Below are 16,347 nucleotides of genomic sequence, written 5' to 3'. Positions count from 1 at the left end.
GAACCGGCGTATCGCCCGGGGCGGGACGGGCGGGCGGAGAAGGACTGGACGCGGACGAGGTGGGGGGCACGGCCATATGCGGACCGTACGGGTCCGGCCGCCCGGCGAACCGTTCCGCCGTCCGGACCTTCCTACGATCGGGGGACGGCCACGCTCACTCGCCCTACGCCCGGGACCGGTGCACCCGGCCGCCCCGTACCCGGCCGGCGTCCCCGGGCGGCCTTCCGGTCGGTTGGGGCGGCTCAGCCGCCGGAGGCTCCCGCTCCCTCCATCAGGCCGCTGACCTCCGTGCCCGGCGGGGTCAGGAGGAAGACGTTGCGGTCGACCCGGTGCATTCCGCTGCCCAGACCGAAGACCACGCCCGTGCTGAAGTCGAGGACGCGCTTGGCGACCTCCGTCTCCGCGCTGGTCAGGTCGAGCAGGACCGGTATCCCCGCCATCAGCGTCTCCGCGACCTCGCGGGCGTCCGCGAAGACATTGACCCGCAGGACGACGAAACGGCGGCGCGTCTCGGTCTCCGCGTCCGGCAGCGCGCGATGGCCCACCGCCGAAGGCCACGCGTCGCGGCCCCGCAGCGGCACGACCTGGGCGAGCCCCTCCCACTGTTCATCGGTGACGTCGTAACGGCTCACCGGCTCCCCCTGACCTGACTCGCACTCAATGCCTGCACCAGCCAATTCTTACGCCAAGTCACCCGTTCGGCCCAACAGCGACACGAAGCGCGAGCGAATACGCGGGGCACTTGGTCACAGAAGCGGAGATCTTCCTACTATTCAGCCGATTGCCGCGCATTAGAGGCTTCTTACCGGCCTCTCACCGGACTCTTCTCCTCCGGCCATGCCCCGCTCACCACCCGCGATTACCGTCCGGTGCGTGCACTTGGCAGAAACACAACAGGTGACACCCGACCGGCGGACACAGTCGGCGGTGTCCGCCGCTCCGGGCAACTCCGGAGCCCCAGCGCAATGGCACCGCGTTCTGACGGTTCTCGCAGACATCAGTCTGTTCGTCGGCACCCGCTCGATCTGGACGCAGGCGGCGACGCACCACCTGCTCCTGGCGGCCATGATCTCGGTCTGCTACGCCTCGATCCTGGTGTCCGGCGTGCTGACGCTGACCGTCCGCACGACCCGGTCACTGGCCCGCCTCGACCTGGTGATCCTGGTCACGGCGGTGGTCCTCGCCCTGTGCGGCTGGGCGCTGAACCACAGCGGCGGCGACGAGGGCGTCCTCACCACCCAGGCCGCCAAGGCGATCGTGGCCGGCCACCCGGTGTACGGACAGCCCTGGCCCTGGCTGTTCGGCGGCAAGGGCGTCGCCCTCACGCCGACGATAGGCGGGAGCTACGACTACACGTACGGCTATCCCCCGCTGGCCCCGCTGCTGGCCGCCCCGCTGTTGTGGCTCGGCCACGACGGTGCCCCGGCCACGGCACTGTGCACGGGCGCGCTGATCGCCGGCACGATCGCGCTGTGGCGGATGCTCCCGGCACCGTGGCGGTCGGCGGCGACGCTGGCCTGCCTGGGCTTCGGTTTCCTGCCGACGTACGCCCGGGTCGGCTACCCGGCGATCATCGGCCTGGCGCTGCTGATCCCGGTGGTGGTGCGCTGGCCGCGGATCGGCGCGGGCGGCCGGCTGGGCGCGGCCGGGATCGCGCGGGCCGCGTGTCTGGGGGCCGCGTGCGCGGCGCAGCAGCTGCCGTGGTTCGTCACGCCGTTCCTGCTGGCCGGGATCTACGCGGTGCGGCGCGGTGAACTCGGTGGCCGGGCGGCCGCTGTGGTGGTCCTGCGGATCGTGGGCGTGGCGGCCACGGTCTGGCTGCTGATCAACACGTACTTCATCGTGTCCGAGCCCGGCCGCTGGCTGCGCGGGATCGCGCTGCCGCTGACCCAGGGTGCCGTGGTGCACGGCCAGGGTCTGGTGGACATCACGCTGTACTACACGAACGGCAGCGACCGCATCGACTGGTACTCACACGCCAGCATGCTCTTCGCGGCGGGCCTGCTCGCCCTGTTCGTGCTGTTCGTACGGCGGCTCGGCCCGGCCGCGACCGTGCTGCCCTGGCTGGCCTTCTACCTGGCGACCCGCTCCCAGGACGGCTACTACCTGATGATGACCCCGCTGTGGCTGACGGCCGCCGTCACCGCTCCGCTGCCGGAGTTCGAGCGGGCCTGGCAGCCGCGCCCGGCCTTCCTGACCGGGCCCCGCCGCCGCACCGCCCTGGTCGCCGCCGTCGTCCTGCTGCTCACCCCGGCGCTCGCGAGCGCGGTCGTCGCGGTGTCCGGCAGGCCGCCGCTGCGGATGACGATCACCGCCCTGCGCCGGGACAGGCAGTCGCCGGACGTCGTCAGGGAGATGACCCTGAAGGTGGTCAACACGGGGAGCGCCGCGCTCACCCCGCACTACACGATCACCACCGGTCAGGGCATGAGCATGTACTGGCAGCTGGTGCGGGGTCCGGCGACGATCCCGGGACACGGCACGGCGAGCGTCGAACTCAAGCCGCCGAAGGGCCGCTTCGGCGTTCCGGGCAAGCCGAGCACCCGGCTGCGGCTGCGCGCCTTCACGGCCGATCCGCAGACTTTGTCCAGCCAGGACGTCAAGATCCGCAGCACGGCGCGTTAGCAGGACGACGGGCCAGCAGGACGACGGGTCGGCAGGACCACGGCTCAGACCGCCGCGCGCGTGAAGCGGAGGGTCGCGACCACCGTGGTCGGGCCGCCCATCATGCCCATCTGGTTGAACGTGACGCCGAACTCCTCGCGCACCACCTGGAACTCGGCCTCCAGCGTGAGCCCCTCGGCGTCCGCCGAGACCAGCTTCGCGGTGACCTTCTGGGGCCTGCTGATGCCCCGGACGGTCAGCTGACCGTCGACCTGCACCACGTCACCCGCGCCCCGCTCGGCACCGCGCACCGCGAAGGTGATCTCCGGGTGGTTGTCGGCGTCGAAGAAGTCGGCCGAGCGCAGGTGGTCGTCGCGCTTCTTGTTCTTGGTGTCGAGCGAGGTCGCGTCGATCACCAGGGTGCCGGCGGCGGTGCCGTCGGCGGACACCTCGCCCCGGCCGCTGACGCCCGTGAAGGTGCCCTTGACGGTGACCAGGCCCCAGAAGGACTTGTGCCGGACGGCGACGGCGGAGGCGGTCGGGTCGAGCTGCCAGAGGCCGGTTTCCACGGTGACGGTCATGGCCGCACTCCGATCAATTGATGGTTCAAATTTGGATGACCTCACGCTAGCCCAATATTCAAATTTGGACAACAGGTAGAATCGACGGCATGGCCGCGCCCGAGGAACACCCCGCCGAGCTGCCCGAATGCCCGTCCGTCACGGGCGGCGGGCTGCTCCCCGCCGAGCTGCGCGCCTGGATGCTGCTGCTGGCCGCGACGGGCGCGGTGGAGCAGCGGCTGCGGTCGGTCGTGAAGGAGACGCTGGACGTCTCGCACGACGAGTTCCTGATCCTGTGCCTGCTGGCCGAGCGGCCTCGCGAGGGGCTGCGCATGACCCGGATCGCCGAGCTCCTGGGCCGCCCCAAGACCCGCCTCACGTACCAGATCGCCTGCCTCCAGCACGCCGGTCTCGTCACCCGCAAGGCCGCCTGCGGCGACAAGCGGGGCATCGAGGTCACCCTCACCGACAAGGCGCGCCGGCACTTCCAGGACGCCTCCGCCGCCCTCGCCGAGGCGGTCGGGCAGGCGGTCGGCCATGTCATCGGTCCGGAGCAGCGCGAGGCGCTGACCGCGCTGATACCGGAGCTCGCCGACGACACGCCCTGACGGTACGAATCCGGCCACTTCACCCCCGGGAGGCCCAGGTCACAGCCACGGAGAGGGCAAGGTCACAGCCCCGTCACCCGTGCACTTCTGACGGTCTGGCCTAGCATCCGAGCATGACGGTCCTGCCTGACGACGGGCTCCCACTGGCCGCCGAGTTCCCTGACGCGACACACGAGCAGTGGCAACGCCTCGTCGAGGGTGTGCTGCGCAAGTCGGGCAAGGAAGTCTCGGGCGAGGCCGCTGAGGACGCCCTGTCCACGACGCTGGAGGACGGGCTGCGCACCCGTCCCCTCTACACCGCGCGCGACACCGCGCCCGACCCCGGCCTGCCCGGCTTCGCGCCGTTCGTGCGCGGTGGCCGTCCCGAGGGCGGCGCCGAAGGCGGCTGGGACATAAGGCAGCGGCACGCGGCGGCTCCGGACGGCGCGGTCCTGACCGACCTGGAGAACGGCGTCTCCTCGCTCTGGCTCGTACTGGGCGAGGGCGGTATCCCCGTCGACGGGCTGGGCCGGGCGCTGGAGGGCGTCTACCTCGACCTGGCGCCGGTCGTCCTGGACGCGGGCCGGGAGGTCGAAGCGGCCGCCGGCGCGTTGTTCCGGGTGTACGACGAGAAGGGCGTCGACCCCAAGGCCGTCCGCGGCAATCTGGGCGCCGACCCGCTCGGGTACGAGGCGCGCACCGGTACCGCCCTCCCCTTCGCTCCCGTCGCCGAGCTGGCGAAGCGGTGCGCCGAGGAGTACCCGGGGCTGCGGGCGCTGACCGTGGACGCGCTGCCGTACCACGAGGCCGGCGGCTCCGCCGCGCAGGAACTCGGCGCCTCGCTGGCCACCGGGGTGGCATATCTGCGGGAGCTGACGGAGGCCGGGCTGGGCATCGAACAGGCCCTGGCCCAGCTGGAGTTCCGGTACGCGGCGACCGCCGACCAGTTCCTGACGATCGCCAAGCTGCGCGCCGCGCGCCGGCTGTGGGCGCGGGTCGCCGAGGTGAGCGGGGCGGCCGACGCGGGCGCCCAGGTGCAGCACGCCGTCACCTCGCCGGTGATGATGAGCCGCCGCGACCCATGGGTGAACATGCTGCGGACGACGGTCGCGACGCTGGCCGCCGGGGTGGGCGGTGCCGACTCCGTGACCGTGCTGCCGTTCGACCATGCCCTCGGCCTGCCGGACGCGTTCGCCCGCCGGATCGCCCGCAACACCTCGACGATCCTGGTCGAGGAGTCGCACCTGGCCCGGGTGATCGACCCGGCCGGCGGTTCCTGGTACGTCGAAAAGCTGACCGACGAACTCGCCCACGCGGGCTGGGAGTTCTTCCGGACGATCGAGCGCGACGGCGGCCAGGCCGCCGTACTGCGCTCCGGCCGGCTGCGCACCGACCTCGCGACGACCTGGGCCGAGCGCTCCAAGAAGCTCGCCAAGCGCCGCGAACCCATCACCGGCGTCAGCGAGTTCCCGCTGCTGACCGAGAAGCCGGTGGAGCGCGAGCCCGCGCCCGAGCCGCCGTCGGGAGGCCTGCCCCGGGTCCGCCGGGACGAGGCGTACGAGGAGCTGCGCGCTCGCTCGGACGCCCATCTCGCGGCCACCGGCGCCCGCCCCCGGATCTACCTGGCGACGCTCGGCTCGGCCACCGAGTACACGGGCCGCGCGACCTTCGCCTCGAACCTCTTCCAGGCCGGCGGCATCGAGCCGGTCACCGGGGGAAGCTTCGAGGAGAGCGGTGCCACCGAGGCGGTGCTCTGCTCCAGCGACGCGCAGTACGCCGAACAGGCCGCACGGACGGCCGAGTCGCTGAAGGCGGCCGGTGCCCGGCACGTGGTGCTCGCCGGCCGGGGCGACCACGCCGGCATCGACTCGTACGTCTTCGCGGGCTGCGACGCCGTCGCCGTGCTGTCCGAGACCCTCGACCGCATGGGAGTGTCCTGATGGGAATCCCCGACTTCTCCGGCATCGAACTGGGGACCCCCGTCACCGAGGGCAGCGCCGAGGAATGGCGGGCGGCCGGCGGTGACCTGCCCCTGTGGGAGACCCCGGAGGGCATCGGGGTCAAGCCGCTCTACACCGGCCGCGACCTGGAGGGCCTGGACTTCCTGGGCACCTACCCGGGCATCGCGCCGTATCTGCGCGGCCCCTACCCGACGATGTACGTCAACCAGCCCTGGACCATCCGCCAGTACGCGGGCTTCTCCACCGCCGAGGAGTCCAACGCGTTCTACCGGCGCAACCTGGCGGCCGGCCAGAAGGGCCTGTCGGTCGCCTTCGACCTGCCCACGCACCGGGGTTACGACAGCGACCACCCGCGGGTGACCGGTGACGTCGGCATGGCGGGCGTGGCCATCGACTCGATTCTCGACATGCGCCAGCTCTTCGACGGCATCCCGCTGGACCGGATGACCGTGTCGATGACGATGAACGGCGCGGTGCTGCCCGTGCTGGCGCTGTACATCGTGGCGGCGGAGGAACAGGGCGTCGCGCCCGAGAAGCTGGCCGGGACCATCCAGAACGACATCCTCAAGGAGTTCATGGTCCGCAACACCTACATCTATCCGCCGAAGCCGTCGATGCGGATCATCTCCGACATCTTCGCGTACACCTCGCAGCGGATGCCCCGCTACAACTCGATCTCCATCTCCGGGTACCACATCCAGGAGGCGGGCGCGACGGCCGACCTGGAGCTGGCGTACACGCTCGCGGACGGCGTCGAGTACATCCGGGCGGGACGCGAAGCCGGCCTGGACGTGGACGCGTTCGCGCCCCGGCTCTCCTTCTTCTGGGCGATCGGCATGAACTTCTTCATGGAGATCGCGAAGTTGCGGGCGGCCCGTCTGCTGTGGGCCAAGCTGGTCTCGCAGTTCGAGCCGAAGAACTCCAAGTCCCTCTCCCTGCGCACCCATTCGCAGACCTCGGGCTGGTCGCTGACCGCGCAGGACGTCTTCAACAACGTCACGCGTACGGCCGTGGAGGCGATGGCCGCCACCCAGGGCCACACCCAGTCGCTGCACACCAACGCCCTGGACGAGGCGCTGGCCCTGCCCACCGACTTCTCGGCGCGGATCGCCCGCAACACCCAGCTGCTCATCCAGCAGGAGTCGGGGACGACCCGGGTCATCGACCCGTGGGGCGGCAGCGCGTACGTGGAGAGGCTGACGTACGACCTCGCCCGCAAGGCCTGGGCGCACATCCAGGAGGTCGAGGCGGCCGGTGGCATGGCCAAGGCGATCGACGCCGGCATTCCCAAGCTGCGCATCGAGGAGGCGGCGGCCCGCACCCAGGCCCGGATCGACTCCGGACGCCAGCCGGTGATCGGCGTCAACAAGTACCGCGTCGAGAACGACGAGGCGATCGAGGTCCTCAAGGTCGACAACTCCTCCGTACGCGCCCAGCAGATCGAGAAGCTGCGGCGGCTGCGCGCGGAGCGGGACGAGACGGTGTGCCGGGACGCGCTGGACGCGCTGACCCGGGCGGCGGACGGCGACGGCAACCTGCTGGAGCTGGCCGTGCACGCGGCCCGCGCCAAGGCGACCGTCGGCGAGATCTCGGACGCCCTGGAGAAGGTGTACGGCCGGCACGCGAGCCAGATCCGTACGATCTCCGGTGTGTACCGCAACGAAGCAGGCGAGTCCCCGAACGTGGACCGCACCCGCGCCCTGGTCGACGCGTTCGACGAGGCCGAGGGGCGCCGCCCGCGCATCCTGGTCGCCAAGATGGGCCAGGACGGCCACGACCGCGGCCAGAAAGTGATCGCGACCGCCTTCGCCGACCTCGGCTTCGACGTCGACGTCGGCCCGCTGTTCCAGACCCCGGAGGAGGTCGCCCGCCAGGCGGTGGAGGCGGACGTCCACGTGGTCGGCGTGTCCTCGCTGGCGGCCGGCCACCTCACCCTCGTACCGGCGCTGCGCGAGCAGCTCGCCGAGGAGGGCCGGGAGGACATCATGATCGTGGTCGGCGGAGTCATCCCGCCGCAGGACGTGCCGACCCTCCTGGAGATGGGCGCAACGGCCGTGTTCCCGCCCGGGACGGTGATCCCGGACGCGGCCTACGACCTGGTCCAGCGGCTGTCGGCGGAACTCGGGCACGACCTGTGATCGATGTCGACGCCTATGTGAAGGGTGTGCTCGACGGGAAGCGCGCGGTCATCGCCCGCGCCATCACCCTCGTCGAGTCCACCCGTCCACAACACCGGGCGCTGGCACAGGAGTTGCTCACCGAGCTGCTCCCGCACAGCGGCAAGGCGCGGCGGATCGGCGTCAGCGGGGTGCCGGGCGTGGGCAAGTCGACGTTCATCGACGCGTTCGGCACGATGCTGACCGGGCTGGGGTACCGGGTGGCGGTGCTGGCCGTGGACCCCTCGTCCACCCGGACCGGCGGCTCGATCCTGGGCGACAAGACGCGGATGGAGCGGCTGGCCGTCGACCCGAACGCCTTCGTCCGGCCCTCCCCCAGCGCGGGCACCCTCGGCGGCGTAGCGAAGGCGACGCGCGAGTCGATGGTGGTCATGGAGGCCGCCGGGTACGACGTGATCCTGGTCGAGACCGTCGGTGTCGGTCAGTCGGAGACGGCGGTCGCCGACATGGTCGACTCCTTCCTGCTGCTCAGCCTGGCCCGTACCGGCGATCAGCTCCAGGGCATCAAGAAGGGTGTCCTGGAACTCGCCGACGTGATCGCCGTCAACAAGGCGGACGGCCCGCACGAGCGCGACGCGCGGTCCGCGGCACGGGAGTTGGCGAGTGCGCTGCGGTTGATGCACGGCAAGGACGCGGCCTGGACTCCGCCGGTGCTGAGCTGCAGCGCGCGGGAGTCGACCGGCCTGGAGCTGGTCTGGGAACGCCTGGAACAGCACCGGACGTTGCTCGACTCCACCGGGCGGCTCTCGGACAAGCGCCGTGAGCAGCAGGTGGGTTGGACCTGGGCCATGGTGCGGGACGAGCTGCTCGGACGGCTGTACGCCCACCCCGCGGTGCGCGCGGCCGCCCCCGACCTGGAACGACAGGTCAGGGACGGCTCGTTGACGGCGACGCTGGCCGCCGAACACATCCTCAAGGCCTTCGAGGAGTCCCCGGACGGCCCTCAGGCCAACTGATCCTGGAGCGCCTCGCGGGCCCGGGCCACCCGGGAGCGGACCGTGCCGACGGGACAGTCGCTGACCTCGGCGGCCTCGGCGTAGGGCAGCCCGACGAGTTGGGTGAGGACGAACGCCTCGCGCCGCTCGTCGGGCAGCGCCGCAAGGAGATCCAGCAGCACAACCCCCTCGTCGAAGCCGGGCAGCCCGTGCGGCTGGGCCCGTTCGACGGCGAGTTGCCAGTCGGGGACGTCCGCCGGGCGCGGCCGGGCGGCGGCGTACCGATGACTGTCCACGACGGCCCGGCGGGCGATCGACAGCAGCCAGGAGCGGGCCGAACTGCGGCCCTCGAAGCGGTGCAGGCTGCCGAGCGCGCGCAGGAACGTGTCCTGTGCGAGATCGTCGACCGCCTGCGGGTCGGCGCAGAGATGGGCGACGTACCGCAGGACGTCGCGGTGCAGGGCCCGTACGAACGCGTCCACGGCAACCGTGTCGCCGGACCGGGCGGCAAGGGCCCAGGCCGTGATCGACTCGTCGCGTTTCTCGGTCGCGTCAGGGCGTGCGGGCAGGACAGAAGTGATCACTCGGTGTCCTCGGTGAGGAAGAGGAAAGGGGAGACGGCCCGGTGGCGCTCGTGGTGCTCGTGGTGCTCGTCGAGCGGGCGTACGGCCGCCGTGTTCGTCCGGGCCGCACAGGGGCGGTCCCGGAACACCAGCTGTCGTCAGGCGACAGCCGTCCGCACGGGCGGACCCCGAGAAGTGATCGCGTGGACGAGGAGAAGGAGCCGCGGTGCCCGGTCCGAACGGCGGCGGCGCAGCCGGGGGCGCGGCCGCTCGGGGGTGACGGGCAGGGCGAGCAGCAGCCGTAGCGGGGCGACGAGACGGCCGGCGAGGGCCCGCAGGATGCGGAACGCCGCGCGTTCGCCGTGGCCGAGCCAGAGGCCGCACAGCAGCGCGGCGAGGAGGTGGGCGGCGAGCATGCCGGTGGAGGCGGTGCCGCCGGTGCCGAAGCCGAGGTATTCGACCGGGTCCATATGGGCGGGGCCCATATGCATGGAAGCCATGCCGCCGGCCGCGTCCATGTGCATGGCGCCCATGGGTGTGGTCCTGGTGGTCCACACCTGGGCCGCGGAGAAGCCGGAGTGCAGCGCCGTCTGGGCGCCGACCGCGGCGGACACGACGAGCGGCAGCCCGCGTTCGCGTGCCGACAGGGCCCAGCCGAGAGCGGCGGTGACCGCCATGCCTGCGGCCAGGGCCCAGCCGGGCACCGTGCTGCCGGACATCATGACGTGGCCCAAGGCGGCGAGCAGCACACAGACGGCCGCGAACACCGCGGACCGTATTGTGCGCGCGCACCAACCTGCCGTCATGGCGCATCATCCTTGCATCCGGCGGCGACCTGTCCAGGGAGTGGTACGGAGATCCACAGGTGGCGTGCTCAACTCACAGGTGGGGAGGGCTGGTTCACAGTCGACTGCGGGCCGGTGGGGGCTGGTCGCGCCCACGCGGCGGAGCCGCAAATCGATTGGGCCGCGCCCCTGACGGGGCGCTCCTCAGCCGCTTCTCTTCAGTCCCGCCCATGGACCATCCGGAACCCCCGGCCGCACCCGCTCCCCCGTCACGTCCACCACGATCGTGCGGTCGTCGTCCAGGTCGGATCTGACTCGGCGCAGGTGGCCTGCTCTGTCGATCCAGTACGTCAGGGGCGATTCATCGGGCATGGGCGTCGGCGGCTGCGCGGAGAAGACGTCGTACGTCCGGCCGTCGATGCGGTCCTCACCCAGATGGCGTGGCCCCGACCTGGTGAGCAGCCGGGTGCTGTCCGGGCGGGCGGCGGCCAGGCTCAGCGTCAGCCGGAGGGCGGTGTCCAGCGAAGCGGGCCCGTACTGGCGGTGGATCCAGGCCCCCGGCTTCACCCGCGCCGCGTCCCGTACCGCCTCCGCCAGCGACGCCGGTCTGGCCAGGGGGCCCGCGCTGCCGTCGATCCTGGGGCGGGCGATCGCCAGCCCGGTGCCGTCCCACACCAGCAGCCCCCGCTCCGCCGCGTCCCCCGTGTCGAACCAGCCCACCGCCCGGTGCCGGTGCTCGTCGACCACCGCGCGGATCACGGCCGTACCGCCGGGCAGCGGCGCCTGCACCATCACCTGTTCCGGGCTGTCCCGGTAGGCCTCGAACCGGGTGCGGGCCATCCGCCGCGCCTCGGCCGCCGAGAGGGGGCGGGGATCGTCACCGCCGCCGACGACGAACGGCAGCGTCCCGCACACTCCGGCCACCACGGTGAGGGCCGCCCAGGTCCAGGGGGATCGCATCCGTGCTCGTACTCGTGCCGCTGTCCGCATGGCAACGTACCTACACGCGGACGGGCCGCGCCCGGTCGACACCGGTGCGCGGCCCTCTCGGCATCACCCTTGCGGGGTGTGCCGTTTACTCCGTAGCGAGGCTCCGGACGGCCTCCCGGATCAGGTCGGCGACCTTCTTCGGGTGCGCGAGCATGACCAGGTGGGACGAGTCGACCTCGACCGTGGTCATACCGGCGCGCTCGTAGCCGTAGCGCTCGACGTCGGGGTTGATGGTGCGGTCGGCGGACGACACCAGGCCCCAGGACGGCTTGGTCTTCCAGGCGGCGACCGGGGCCGCCTCGGCGAAGGCCGCGCCGGCCAGCGGGCGTTGGGAGACGGCGAGCACCGCGGCCAGGTCCGGGTCCACGTCGGCGGCGAAGATCGCGGGGAACCTGTCGGTCTCGACGGTCACATCGGTGCCGGGCTCGTCCGAACCCGTGACCGGGAACGGGGTGTACACCAGCGCCGAGGCGAGCTCGGAGTCGGGGAAACGGCCCTGCAGTTCGCCGAGGCTCTCGCCCTCTTCCAGGGCGTAACCGGCCAGGAAGACAAGTGCCTTCACGTTCTCCTCGACGCCCGCGACGGTGATGACGGCGCCGCCGTAGGAGTGCCCCACCAGGACGACGGGACCGGGAATCGTCCGGAGGACCGAGGCGATGTAGTCGGCGTCGCCGGTCAGGCTGCGGTTGGGCACGGCCGGGGCGAGCACCTTCAGGCCGTCGGCCAGCAGTTCCGGGACGACCCGGGCGAAGCTGGACGCGTCGGCGAAGGCACCGTGCACCAGGACGACGGTGGGTGTGGGCGTGGGGGTGGTCATGGGAGTTCCTTGTCGGCTGTCCGAGGACTGACGGGGGGCCGGCCTAGCGCGGGTCGACGCCGATGTCCGCGTCCACGTCGTAGGCGGCCTCCCCGTGGTCGGGAGCGGGGTGCCCGATGTCCGCCCCCAGGTCGAAGGCCGCCGCCCCGATGGCCTCCGCCAGCTCGGCCTCCTCGCGTTCCGCCCTGGTCCGGCGGTGGTGCTCGGTCAGCTGTTCCCTGAGGTGGCCGAGGTGCGGGTGGCCGTCGTGCGCGGGCGGCTCGCTCGTGGTCATACCGGTACCCGGATCAGGCGGTGTGCAGGGCCGTGTGCAGGGTGCGTACGGCCAGGGAGATGGCGGCCTCGGCGGCGTGGGTCCCGCGCAGGGCGTTGAGCATCACGAAGTCGTGGATGATGCCCTGGAAGCGGACGGCGGTGACGGGCACGCCGGCCTCGCGCAGCTTGTTGGCGTAGGCCTCGCCCTCGTCGCGCAGCACGTCGGCCTCGGCGACGACGACCAGGGCCGGGGGCAGGTCCTTGAGCTGCTCGGTGGTGGCGCGCAGCGGGGACGCGGTGATCTGGGCGCGCTCGGCCTCGTCGGTCGTGTACTGGTCCCAGAACCAGAACATGCCGTCGCGGCGCAGGAAGTAGCCCTCGGCGAACTGGTGGTAGGAGGCGGTGTCGAAGCTCGCGTCGGTGACCGGGTAGAACAGCACCTGCTGGAGCAGCGGGACGCCGCCGCGCTCCTTGGCCATCAGGGTCAGCGCGATCGTCATGTTGCCGCCGACCGAGTCACCGGCCACCGCGATCCGGGTGCCGTCCAGGTCCTTGGTCGCGCCCTGCTCCACGACCCACTTCGCGACGGTCCAGTTCTGCTCGATGGCGACCGGGTAGCGGACCTCGGGAGAGAGGTCGTACTCGGGGAAGACGACGGCGGCGTTCGCGCCGACGGCGAGTTCGCGGACCAGGCGGTCGTGGGTGTGGGCGTTGCCGAAGACCCAGCCGGCACCGTGGATGTAGATGATCACCGGGAGGGTGCCGGTGGCGCCGGCGGGCTTGACGATGCGGGCCCGGACAGTGCCGGTGGGGCCGCCGGAGACCGTGATCCACTCCTCGTCGACCGCCGGCTTGGCGATCTCGCCGGACTGCACCTCGTCGACGGCCTTGCGGCCCTCCGCCGGGGCGAGGTCGAAGAGGTAGGGCGGGTTGGCGGTGGCCTCCACGAAGGCCTGGGCGGCGGGCTCCAGTACCGGTGTGACGGGCGTGAAGGCTTCGGACATGCAGCACTCCTGGGATCACATGAGGCACGCCGGCCCTTCCGGCGGCGCCGCGGCTCACGGTAGGGGCCAGGTGGACCGGGCAGTTGCCTCAGAGCGCACTCCCGGCGTCCCGGGAGCGCACGCGCGACCGCGGGCACCGGTGATCTCCTCATCAGATGACTGATATCCCCGACCATCGCCGCGGAGAGGGAAGCATCGCGGCCGGCGGCGCGCTGTGCACGGTGAGAGTTACGCCTCCTGTGAGGAAGGTCCCCGTGTCCCAGACGCCGTCCGAAGTCAACTCCCCGCGCGGGAAGACAGCCGTCGAGCCCGCCCACGGGGTGCCGGGCTGGCTGATCGCGCTGTTCGCCGTCGCCTCCGGTATGACCGTCGCCAACCTGTACTACGCACAGCCGCTGCTGTCCGAGCTGCGCGGCGTCTTCCACATCGGCACCGCCACCGCGGGCGCGCTGATCACGCTGACCCAGGTCGGCTATGTGATCGGCATGGTCTTCCTGGTCCCGCTCGGCGACCGGCTGGAGAAGCGGAGCCTGATCACCGCCCTGCTGACGGTCACCACGCTCGCCCTGGTGGCGGCAGGCCTCGCGACCGGGTTCCCGATGCTGCTGGCCGCGTCCCTGATCAGCGGTGCCACGTCGGTGGTCGCGCAGATACTCGTCCCGTTCGCCGCGAGCCTGGCGCCCGACCACGCCCGGGGCCGGATCGTGGGCCGGGTGATGAGCGGCCTGCTCACCGGCATCTTGCTGTCCCGCACGCTGAGCAGCCTGGTCTCCGGCGTCGCGGGCTGGCGGGTCGTCTACCTCGGCTCGGCCCTCCTGATGGCCCTGCTGGGCGTGGCCCTGCGGCTGGCCCTGCCCCGGCAGGCGCCGACCACGTCCGTGCCGTACCACCACGTGCTGCGCTCCACCGCGGCCCTGGTGCGCACGCACCCCGCGCTGCTGCGCCGCGGCCTCTACCAGGCGGCGATGTTCGGCGCCTTCAGCGCCTTCTGGACCACCGTCTCGTACGTCCTGACCGGGCCGCGCTTCCACTACTCCGCCGTCGGCGTCGGCGTCTTCGCCCTCGTCGGGGCGGCCGGTGCGGCCGTCGCCCCGCTCGCCGGGCACTGGGCCGACCGCGGGCTGACCCGGCCGATGACCGGTGCCGCGTTCGCCGTGGCCGCGCTGGCCTTCGCCACAGCGGGCCTCGGGCAGCACAGTGTCGTACTGATCGCGCTCGCGGCCGTCGCCCTGGACATGGCCGTGCAGACCACGCTCATCCTCGGCCAGCACACCGTCTACCAGCTCGATCCCCTCGCCCGGGCCCGTCTCAACAGCGCCTTCATCGCGATCTTCTTCATCGGCGGCGCCCTCGGCTCGCAGCTCGGCTCGATGGCCTACCGAGCCGACGGCTGGAGCGCGGTCAGCCTCTTCGGGACCGCCCTGCCGGTGCTGGCGCTGCTGTACTGGCTGACCGAGCGGCGGCGGGGCGCGGTGCGGGCGGCGTAGGGCCGCCGCCCGGGCCGGGGCCACGCCGACTCGCCCGCGGTCCGCGCCCGGCCGGAGCGGGCGCCTGCCTAGGATGCGGCGGAGATCGCCGCCGTGCCGAGGCGGGCGCTGCGCCACCGGGAGCGGATGATGGACCTGCGGCAGATGGAGGTCGTGGTCGCCGTGGCGGACGCGGGCGGGTTCACGGCGGCGGCGCGGCGGCTGCACGTGGTCCAGTCCGCCGTCTCCGGCACGGTCCGCGCCCTGGAACGCGAGCTGGGCACCCCGCTGTTCACCCGGACCACGCACCGGGTCGCGCTCACCCCGGCCGGTGAGGCGTTCGTCCCGGCGGCACGGCAGGCGTTGCGCGCCGCCGAGCTGGCCCGTGAGGCGGTCGACGCGGCCAAGGGAGAACTGCGCGGCCGGGTGACGGTCGGCACGATGCAGGGCGTCTGGGCGAACCTGCACCATGCACTGGGCGCGCTGCGGGCGGAACATCCGGGCGTGGTGGTCCGGTTGCGGCAGGCTGCGGTCTCCGACATCCGGCAGGCGCTGCGCGAGGGCACGGTGGACCTGGCGGTGGTGGCGCTGGACCGCGGGCAGCAACGCGGGCTGGTGACCAGGCTGCTGTCGCGCGAGGAGATGGTCCTGGTGGCCTCGCCCCGCCGTGCCCTCGGCACGAGCGGCACCGAGGGCACGGTCGAGCTGGCGGACGTCGCCGAGCTGCCGCAGGTGGAGTTCACCCCCGGCTGGGCCATCCGCGACGCGGCCGACCGCGCGTTCCGCGCGGCCGGCGTCGAACGCGTCACGACCTTCGAGGTCAACGACATCGTGGCCGCGTCCGAACTGGTCCGGGGCGACCTCGGCGTCTGCATCATGCCGCCGACCATCGCCGGCCGCTTCCCGGACCTGACGACCTACCGGTTCACCCGGCACGCGCCGAGCTGGCGGGTGATGGTGGTACGACCGCCGGGCGAGCCCCCGGCGACGGTCGCGGCGCTGCTGCGGCACATCAGCTGACGCGGGAGGCCGGCCGACGGATCGCGGGGACGGCGTCCATCCGTCCCCGCGCCGGGCCCAGCGCTGGGCCCGGCGCGGCCCGGCCCGGCCCAGCCCAGCCCGCGGGCCCGCCCTCCCGTCAGAAGTTCTCGGACTCCGGGATCACATGCATCGCGGCCTCCTCCGCCGACGCCCCGGCGCCGTCCAGGCCCCGGTCGGAGGCGAAGAGGTCGGAATCGGTGACCTCGTGCGCTCCCTCGTCCGGCGCGAGGAGCCGTCCGGCACGGTCGTCGCCGACCTCGTCGTCGATGAGCTCGCCGTCCGTGTCCCAGGAGTCGCCGAGGTCGTCGCCCTCCGGGACGCCGATGTCCGGCACCTCCTCGGCGAGGCGCTCGTCGAGGGTCTCCCCGCGCCGCCCCTCCGCGGCCGTGACGCCCGTGTGCTCCACGGCCCAGGGCCGCTCCGGCGGCGAGTAGCCCTCGTCCAGGGCCTCCTCGCCGGCCCGGTAGTCCAGGGTGTCCGAGGCGTCCAGCAGCCCCGCGTCGTCCTGCACCTCCGAACCGTCCGGCTGGTAGACCTCGTCACCCATCGCCTCGTCGGTCATGCGTGCTCCATCGTCACTCGGGCCGTCAGTTCGATCCGGC

General features: G+C 72.4%; 17 protein-coding genes. 7 read left to right on the top strand and 10 right to left on the bottom strand.

Annotated elements, in window-relative coordinates; genetic code table 11:
- Nucleotides 1-242: 242 nt before the first annotated feature.
- Nucleotides 243-632 (bottom strand): cell division protein SepF, encoded by a 390-nt coding sequence (locus ACIRR9_RS15200; RefSeq protein ID WP_123973377.1) that lies wholly within the window; start codon nucleotides 630-632, stop codon nucleotides 243-245.
- A gap of 241 nt (nucleotides 633-873) precedes the next feature.
- Between ACIRR9_RS15200 and ACIRR9_RS15195 the strand changes: the two genes are divergently transcribed.
- Complete coding sequence (locus ACIRR9_RS15195; protein ID WP_403751355.1) at nucleotides 874-2,625, top strand: hypothetical protein; 1,752 nt, start codon at nucleotides 874-876, stop codon at nucleotides 2,623-2,625.
- 44 nt (nucleotides 2,626-2,669) lie between these two features.
- Here the strand turns inward: ACIRR9_RS15195 and ACIRR9_RS15190 are convergent, their stop codons facing one another.
- The gene (locus ACIRR9_RS15190) at nucleotides 2,670-3,185 is read right to left on the bottom strand and encodes a YceI family protein (RefSeq protein WP_403751353.1); all 516 of its coding nucleotides are present in this window, start codon (nucleotides 3,183-3,185) and stop codon (nucleotides 2,670-2,672) included.
- An 89-nt stretch (nucleotides 3,186-3,274) separates the two neighbouring features.
- Here ACIRR9_RS15190 and ACIRR9_RS15185 point away from each other — a divergent pair, with 89 nt between their 5' ends.
- The 4 genes from ACIRR9_RS15185 (at nucleotide 3,275) to meaB (ending at nucleotide 8,845) form a co-directional block, all read left to right on the top strand.
- Complete coding sequence (locus ACIRR9_RS15185) at nucleotides 3,275-3,772, top strand: MarR family winged helix-turn-helix transcriptional regulator (RefSeq protein ID WP_403751351.1); 498 nt, start codon at nucleotides 3,275-3,277, stop codon at nucleotides 3,770-3,772.
- Between the two features lie 113 nt (nucleotides 3,773-3,885).
- Nucleotides 3,886-5,691, top strand: coding sequence for a methylmalonyl-CoA mutase family protein (locus tag ACIRR9_RS15180; RefSeq protein ID WP_403751349.1), 1,806 nt, complete (start codon nucleotides 3,886-3,888; stop codon nucleotides 5,689-5,691).
- Nucleotides 5,691-7,850, top strand: coding sequence for a methylmalonyl-CoA mutase (gene scpA / locus ACIRR9_RS15175; RefSeq protein WP_403751347.1), 2,160 nt, complete (start codon nucleotides 5,691-5,693; stop codon nucleotides 7,848-7,850). Before ACIRR9_RS15180 ends, scpA begins: the two co-directional genes overlap by 1 nt.
- Nucleotides 7,847-8,845 carry a methylmalonyl Co-A mutase-associated GTPase MeaB gene (meaB, locus tag ACIRR9_RS15170; RefSeq protein WP_403751345.1) on the top strand — a complete coding sequence of 333 codons (999 nt, stop codon included), beginning with the start codon at nucleotides 7,847-7,849 and terminating at the stop codon, nucleotides 8,843-8,845. The genes scpA and meaB overlap by 4 nt, the downstream gene beginning before the upstream one ends.
- Here the strand turns inward: meaB and ACIRR9_RS15165 are convergent.
- The 7 genes from ACIRR9_RS15165 to ACIRR9_RS15135 form a co-directional block, all read right to left on the bottom strand.
- Entirely contained in the window at nucleotides 8,833-9,408 is a 576-nt protein-coding gene (locus ACIRR9_RS15165; protein WP_123973383.1) for a sigma-70 family RNA polymerase sigma factor, read from the bottom strand. The two genes, meaB and ACIRR9_RS15165, sit on opposite strands and share 13 nt — an antisense overlap.
- Nucleotides 9,405-9,536: a hypothetical protein gene (locus ACIRR9_RS15160; RefSeq protein ID WP_365349302.1), complete on the bottom strand. Its 132-nt coding sequence runs from the start codon at nucleotides 9,534-9,536 to the stop codon at nucleotides 9,405-9,407. Before ACIRR9_RS15160 ends, ACIRR9_RS15165 begins: the two co-directional genes overlap by 4 nt.
- A gap of 9 nt (nucleotides 9,537-9,545) precedes the next feature.
- Nucleotides 9,546-10,193: a hypothetical protein gene (locus ACIRR9_RS15155; protein ID WP_403751343.1), complete on the bottom strand. Its 648-nt coding sequence runs from the start codon at nucleotides 10,191-10,193 to the stop codon at nucleotides 9,546-9,548.
- Between the two features lie 183 nt (nucleotides 10,194-10,376).
- Nucleotides 10,377-11,132: a hypothetical protein gene (locus tag ACIRR9_RS15150; protein WP_403751341.1), complete on the bottom strand. Its 756-nt coding sequence runs from the start codon at nucleotides 11,130-11,132 to the stop codon at nucleotides 10,377-10,379.
- Between the two features lie 115 nt (nucleotides 11,133-11,247).
- Nucleotides 11,248-11,979: an alpha/beta fold hydrolase gene (locus tag ACIRR9_RS15145; protein ID WP_403751339.1), complete on the bottom strand. Its 732-nt coding sequence runs from the start codon at nucleotides 11,977-11,979 to the stop codon at nucleotides 11,248-11,250.
- 43 nt (nucleotides 11,980-12,022) lie between these two features.
- Complete coding sequence (locus tag ACIRR9_RS15140; RefSeq protein ID WP_403751337.1) at nucleotides 12,023-12,253, bottom strand: hypothetical protein; 231 nt, start codon at nucleotides 12,251-12,253, stop codon at nucleotides 12,023-12,025.
- A gap of 13 nt (nucleotides 12,254-12,266) precedes the next feature.
- Entirely contained in the window at nucleotides 12,267-13,238 is a 972-nt protein-coding gene (locus ACIRR9_RS15135; RefSeq protein ID WP_403751335.1) for an alpha/beta hydrolase, read from the bottom strand.
- Between the two features lie 254 nt (nucleotides 13,239-13,492).
- Between ACIRR9_RS15135 and ACIRR9_RS15130 the strand changes: the two genes are divergently transcribed.
- On the top strand, nucleotides 13,493-14,725 hold the full coding sequence (locus ACIRR9_RS15130; protein WP_403751333.1) for an MFS transporter: 1,233 nt from the start codon (nucleotides 13,493-13,495) through the stop codon (nucleotides 14,723-14,725).
- Nucleotides 14,726-14,818: 93 nt separating this feature from the next.
- Nucleotides 14,819-15,724, top strand: coding sequence for a LysR family transcriptional regulator (locus ACIRR9_RS15125; RefSeq protein WP_403751331.1), 906 nt, complete (start codon nucleotides 14,819-14,821; stop codon nucleotides 15,722-15,724).
- Between the two features lie 118 nt (nucleotides 15,725-15,842).
- On the opposite strand, the gene ACIRR9_RS15120 is transcribed toward ACIRR9_RS15125, so the two are convergent.
- On the bottom strand, nucleotides 15,843-16,307 hold the full coding sequence (locus ACIRR9_RS15120; protein WP_384557863.1) for a DUF5709 domain-containing protein: 465 nt from the start codon (nucleotides 16,305-16,307) through the stop codon (nucleotides 15,843-15,845).
- Nucleotides 16,308-16,347: the final 40 nt, after the last annotated feature.

Source organism: Streptomyces sp. NPDC101234 (assembly GCF_044767525.1).
Lineage (GTDB): Bacteria > Actinomycetota > Actinomycetes > Streptomycetales > Streptomycetaceae > Streptomyces > Streptomyces sasae.
This window is presented reverse-complemented; position numbering and strand designations above follow the sequence as displayed.

Excerpts from the sequence above, each read along its gene's own strand:
- ACIRR9_RS15190 (WP_403751353.1), bottom strand. The coding sequence starts at position 3,185 with ATGACCGTCACCGTGGAAACCGGCCTCTGGCAGCTCGACCCGACCGCC.
- ACIRR9_RS15185 (WP_403751351.1), top strand. The coding sequence starts at position 3,275 with ATGGCCGCGCCCGAGGAACACCCCGCCGAGCTGCCCGAATGCCCGTCC.
- ACIRR9_RS15180 (WP_403751349.1), top strand. The coding sequence starts at position 3,886 with ATGACGGTCCTGCCTGACGACGGGCTCCCACTGGCCGCCGAGTTCCCT.
- scpA (WP_403751347.1), top strand. The coding sequence starts at position 5,691 with ATGGGAATCCCCGACTTCTCCGGCATCGAACTGGGGACCCCCGTCACC.
- ACIRR9_RS15155 (WP_403751343.1), bottom strand. The coding sequence starts at position 10,193 with ATGACGGCAGGTTGGTGCGCGCGCACAATACGGTCCGCGGTGTTCGCG.
- ACIRR9_RS15150 (WP_403751341.1), bottom strand. The coding sequence starts at position 11,132 with ATGCGATCCCCCTGGACCTGGGCGGCCCTCACCGTGGTGGCCGGAGTG.
- ACIRR9_RS15145 (WP_403751339.1), bottom strand. The coding sequence starts at position 11,979 with ATGACCACCCCCACGCCCACACCCACCGTCGTCCTGGTGCACGGTGCC.
- ACIRR9_RS15140 (WP_403751337.1), bottom strand. The coding sequence starts at position 12,253 with ATGACCACGAGCGAGCCGCCCGCGCACGACGGCCACCCGCACCTCGGC.
- ACIRR9_RS15135 (WP_403751335.1), bottom strand. The coding sequence starts at position 13,238 with ATGTCCGAAGCCTTCACGCCCGTCACACCGGTACTGGAGCCCGCCGCC.
- ACIRR9_RS15120 (WP_384557863.1), bottom strand. The coding sequence starts at position 16,307 with ATGACCGACGAGGCGATGGGTGACGAGGTCTACCAGCCGGACGGTTCG.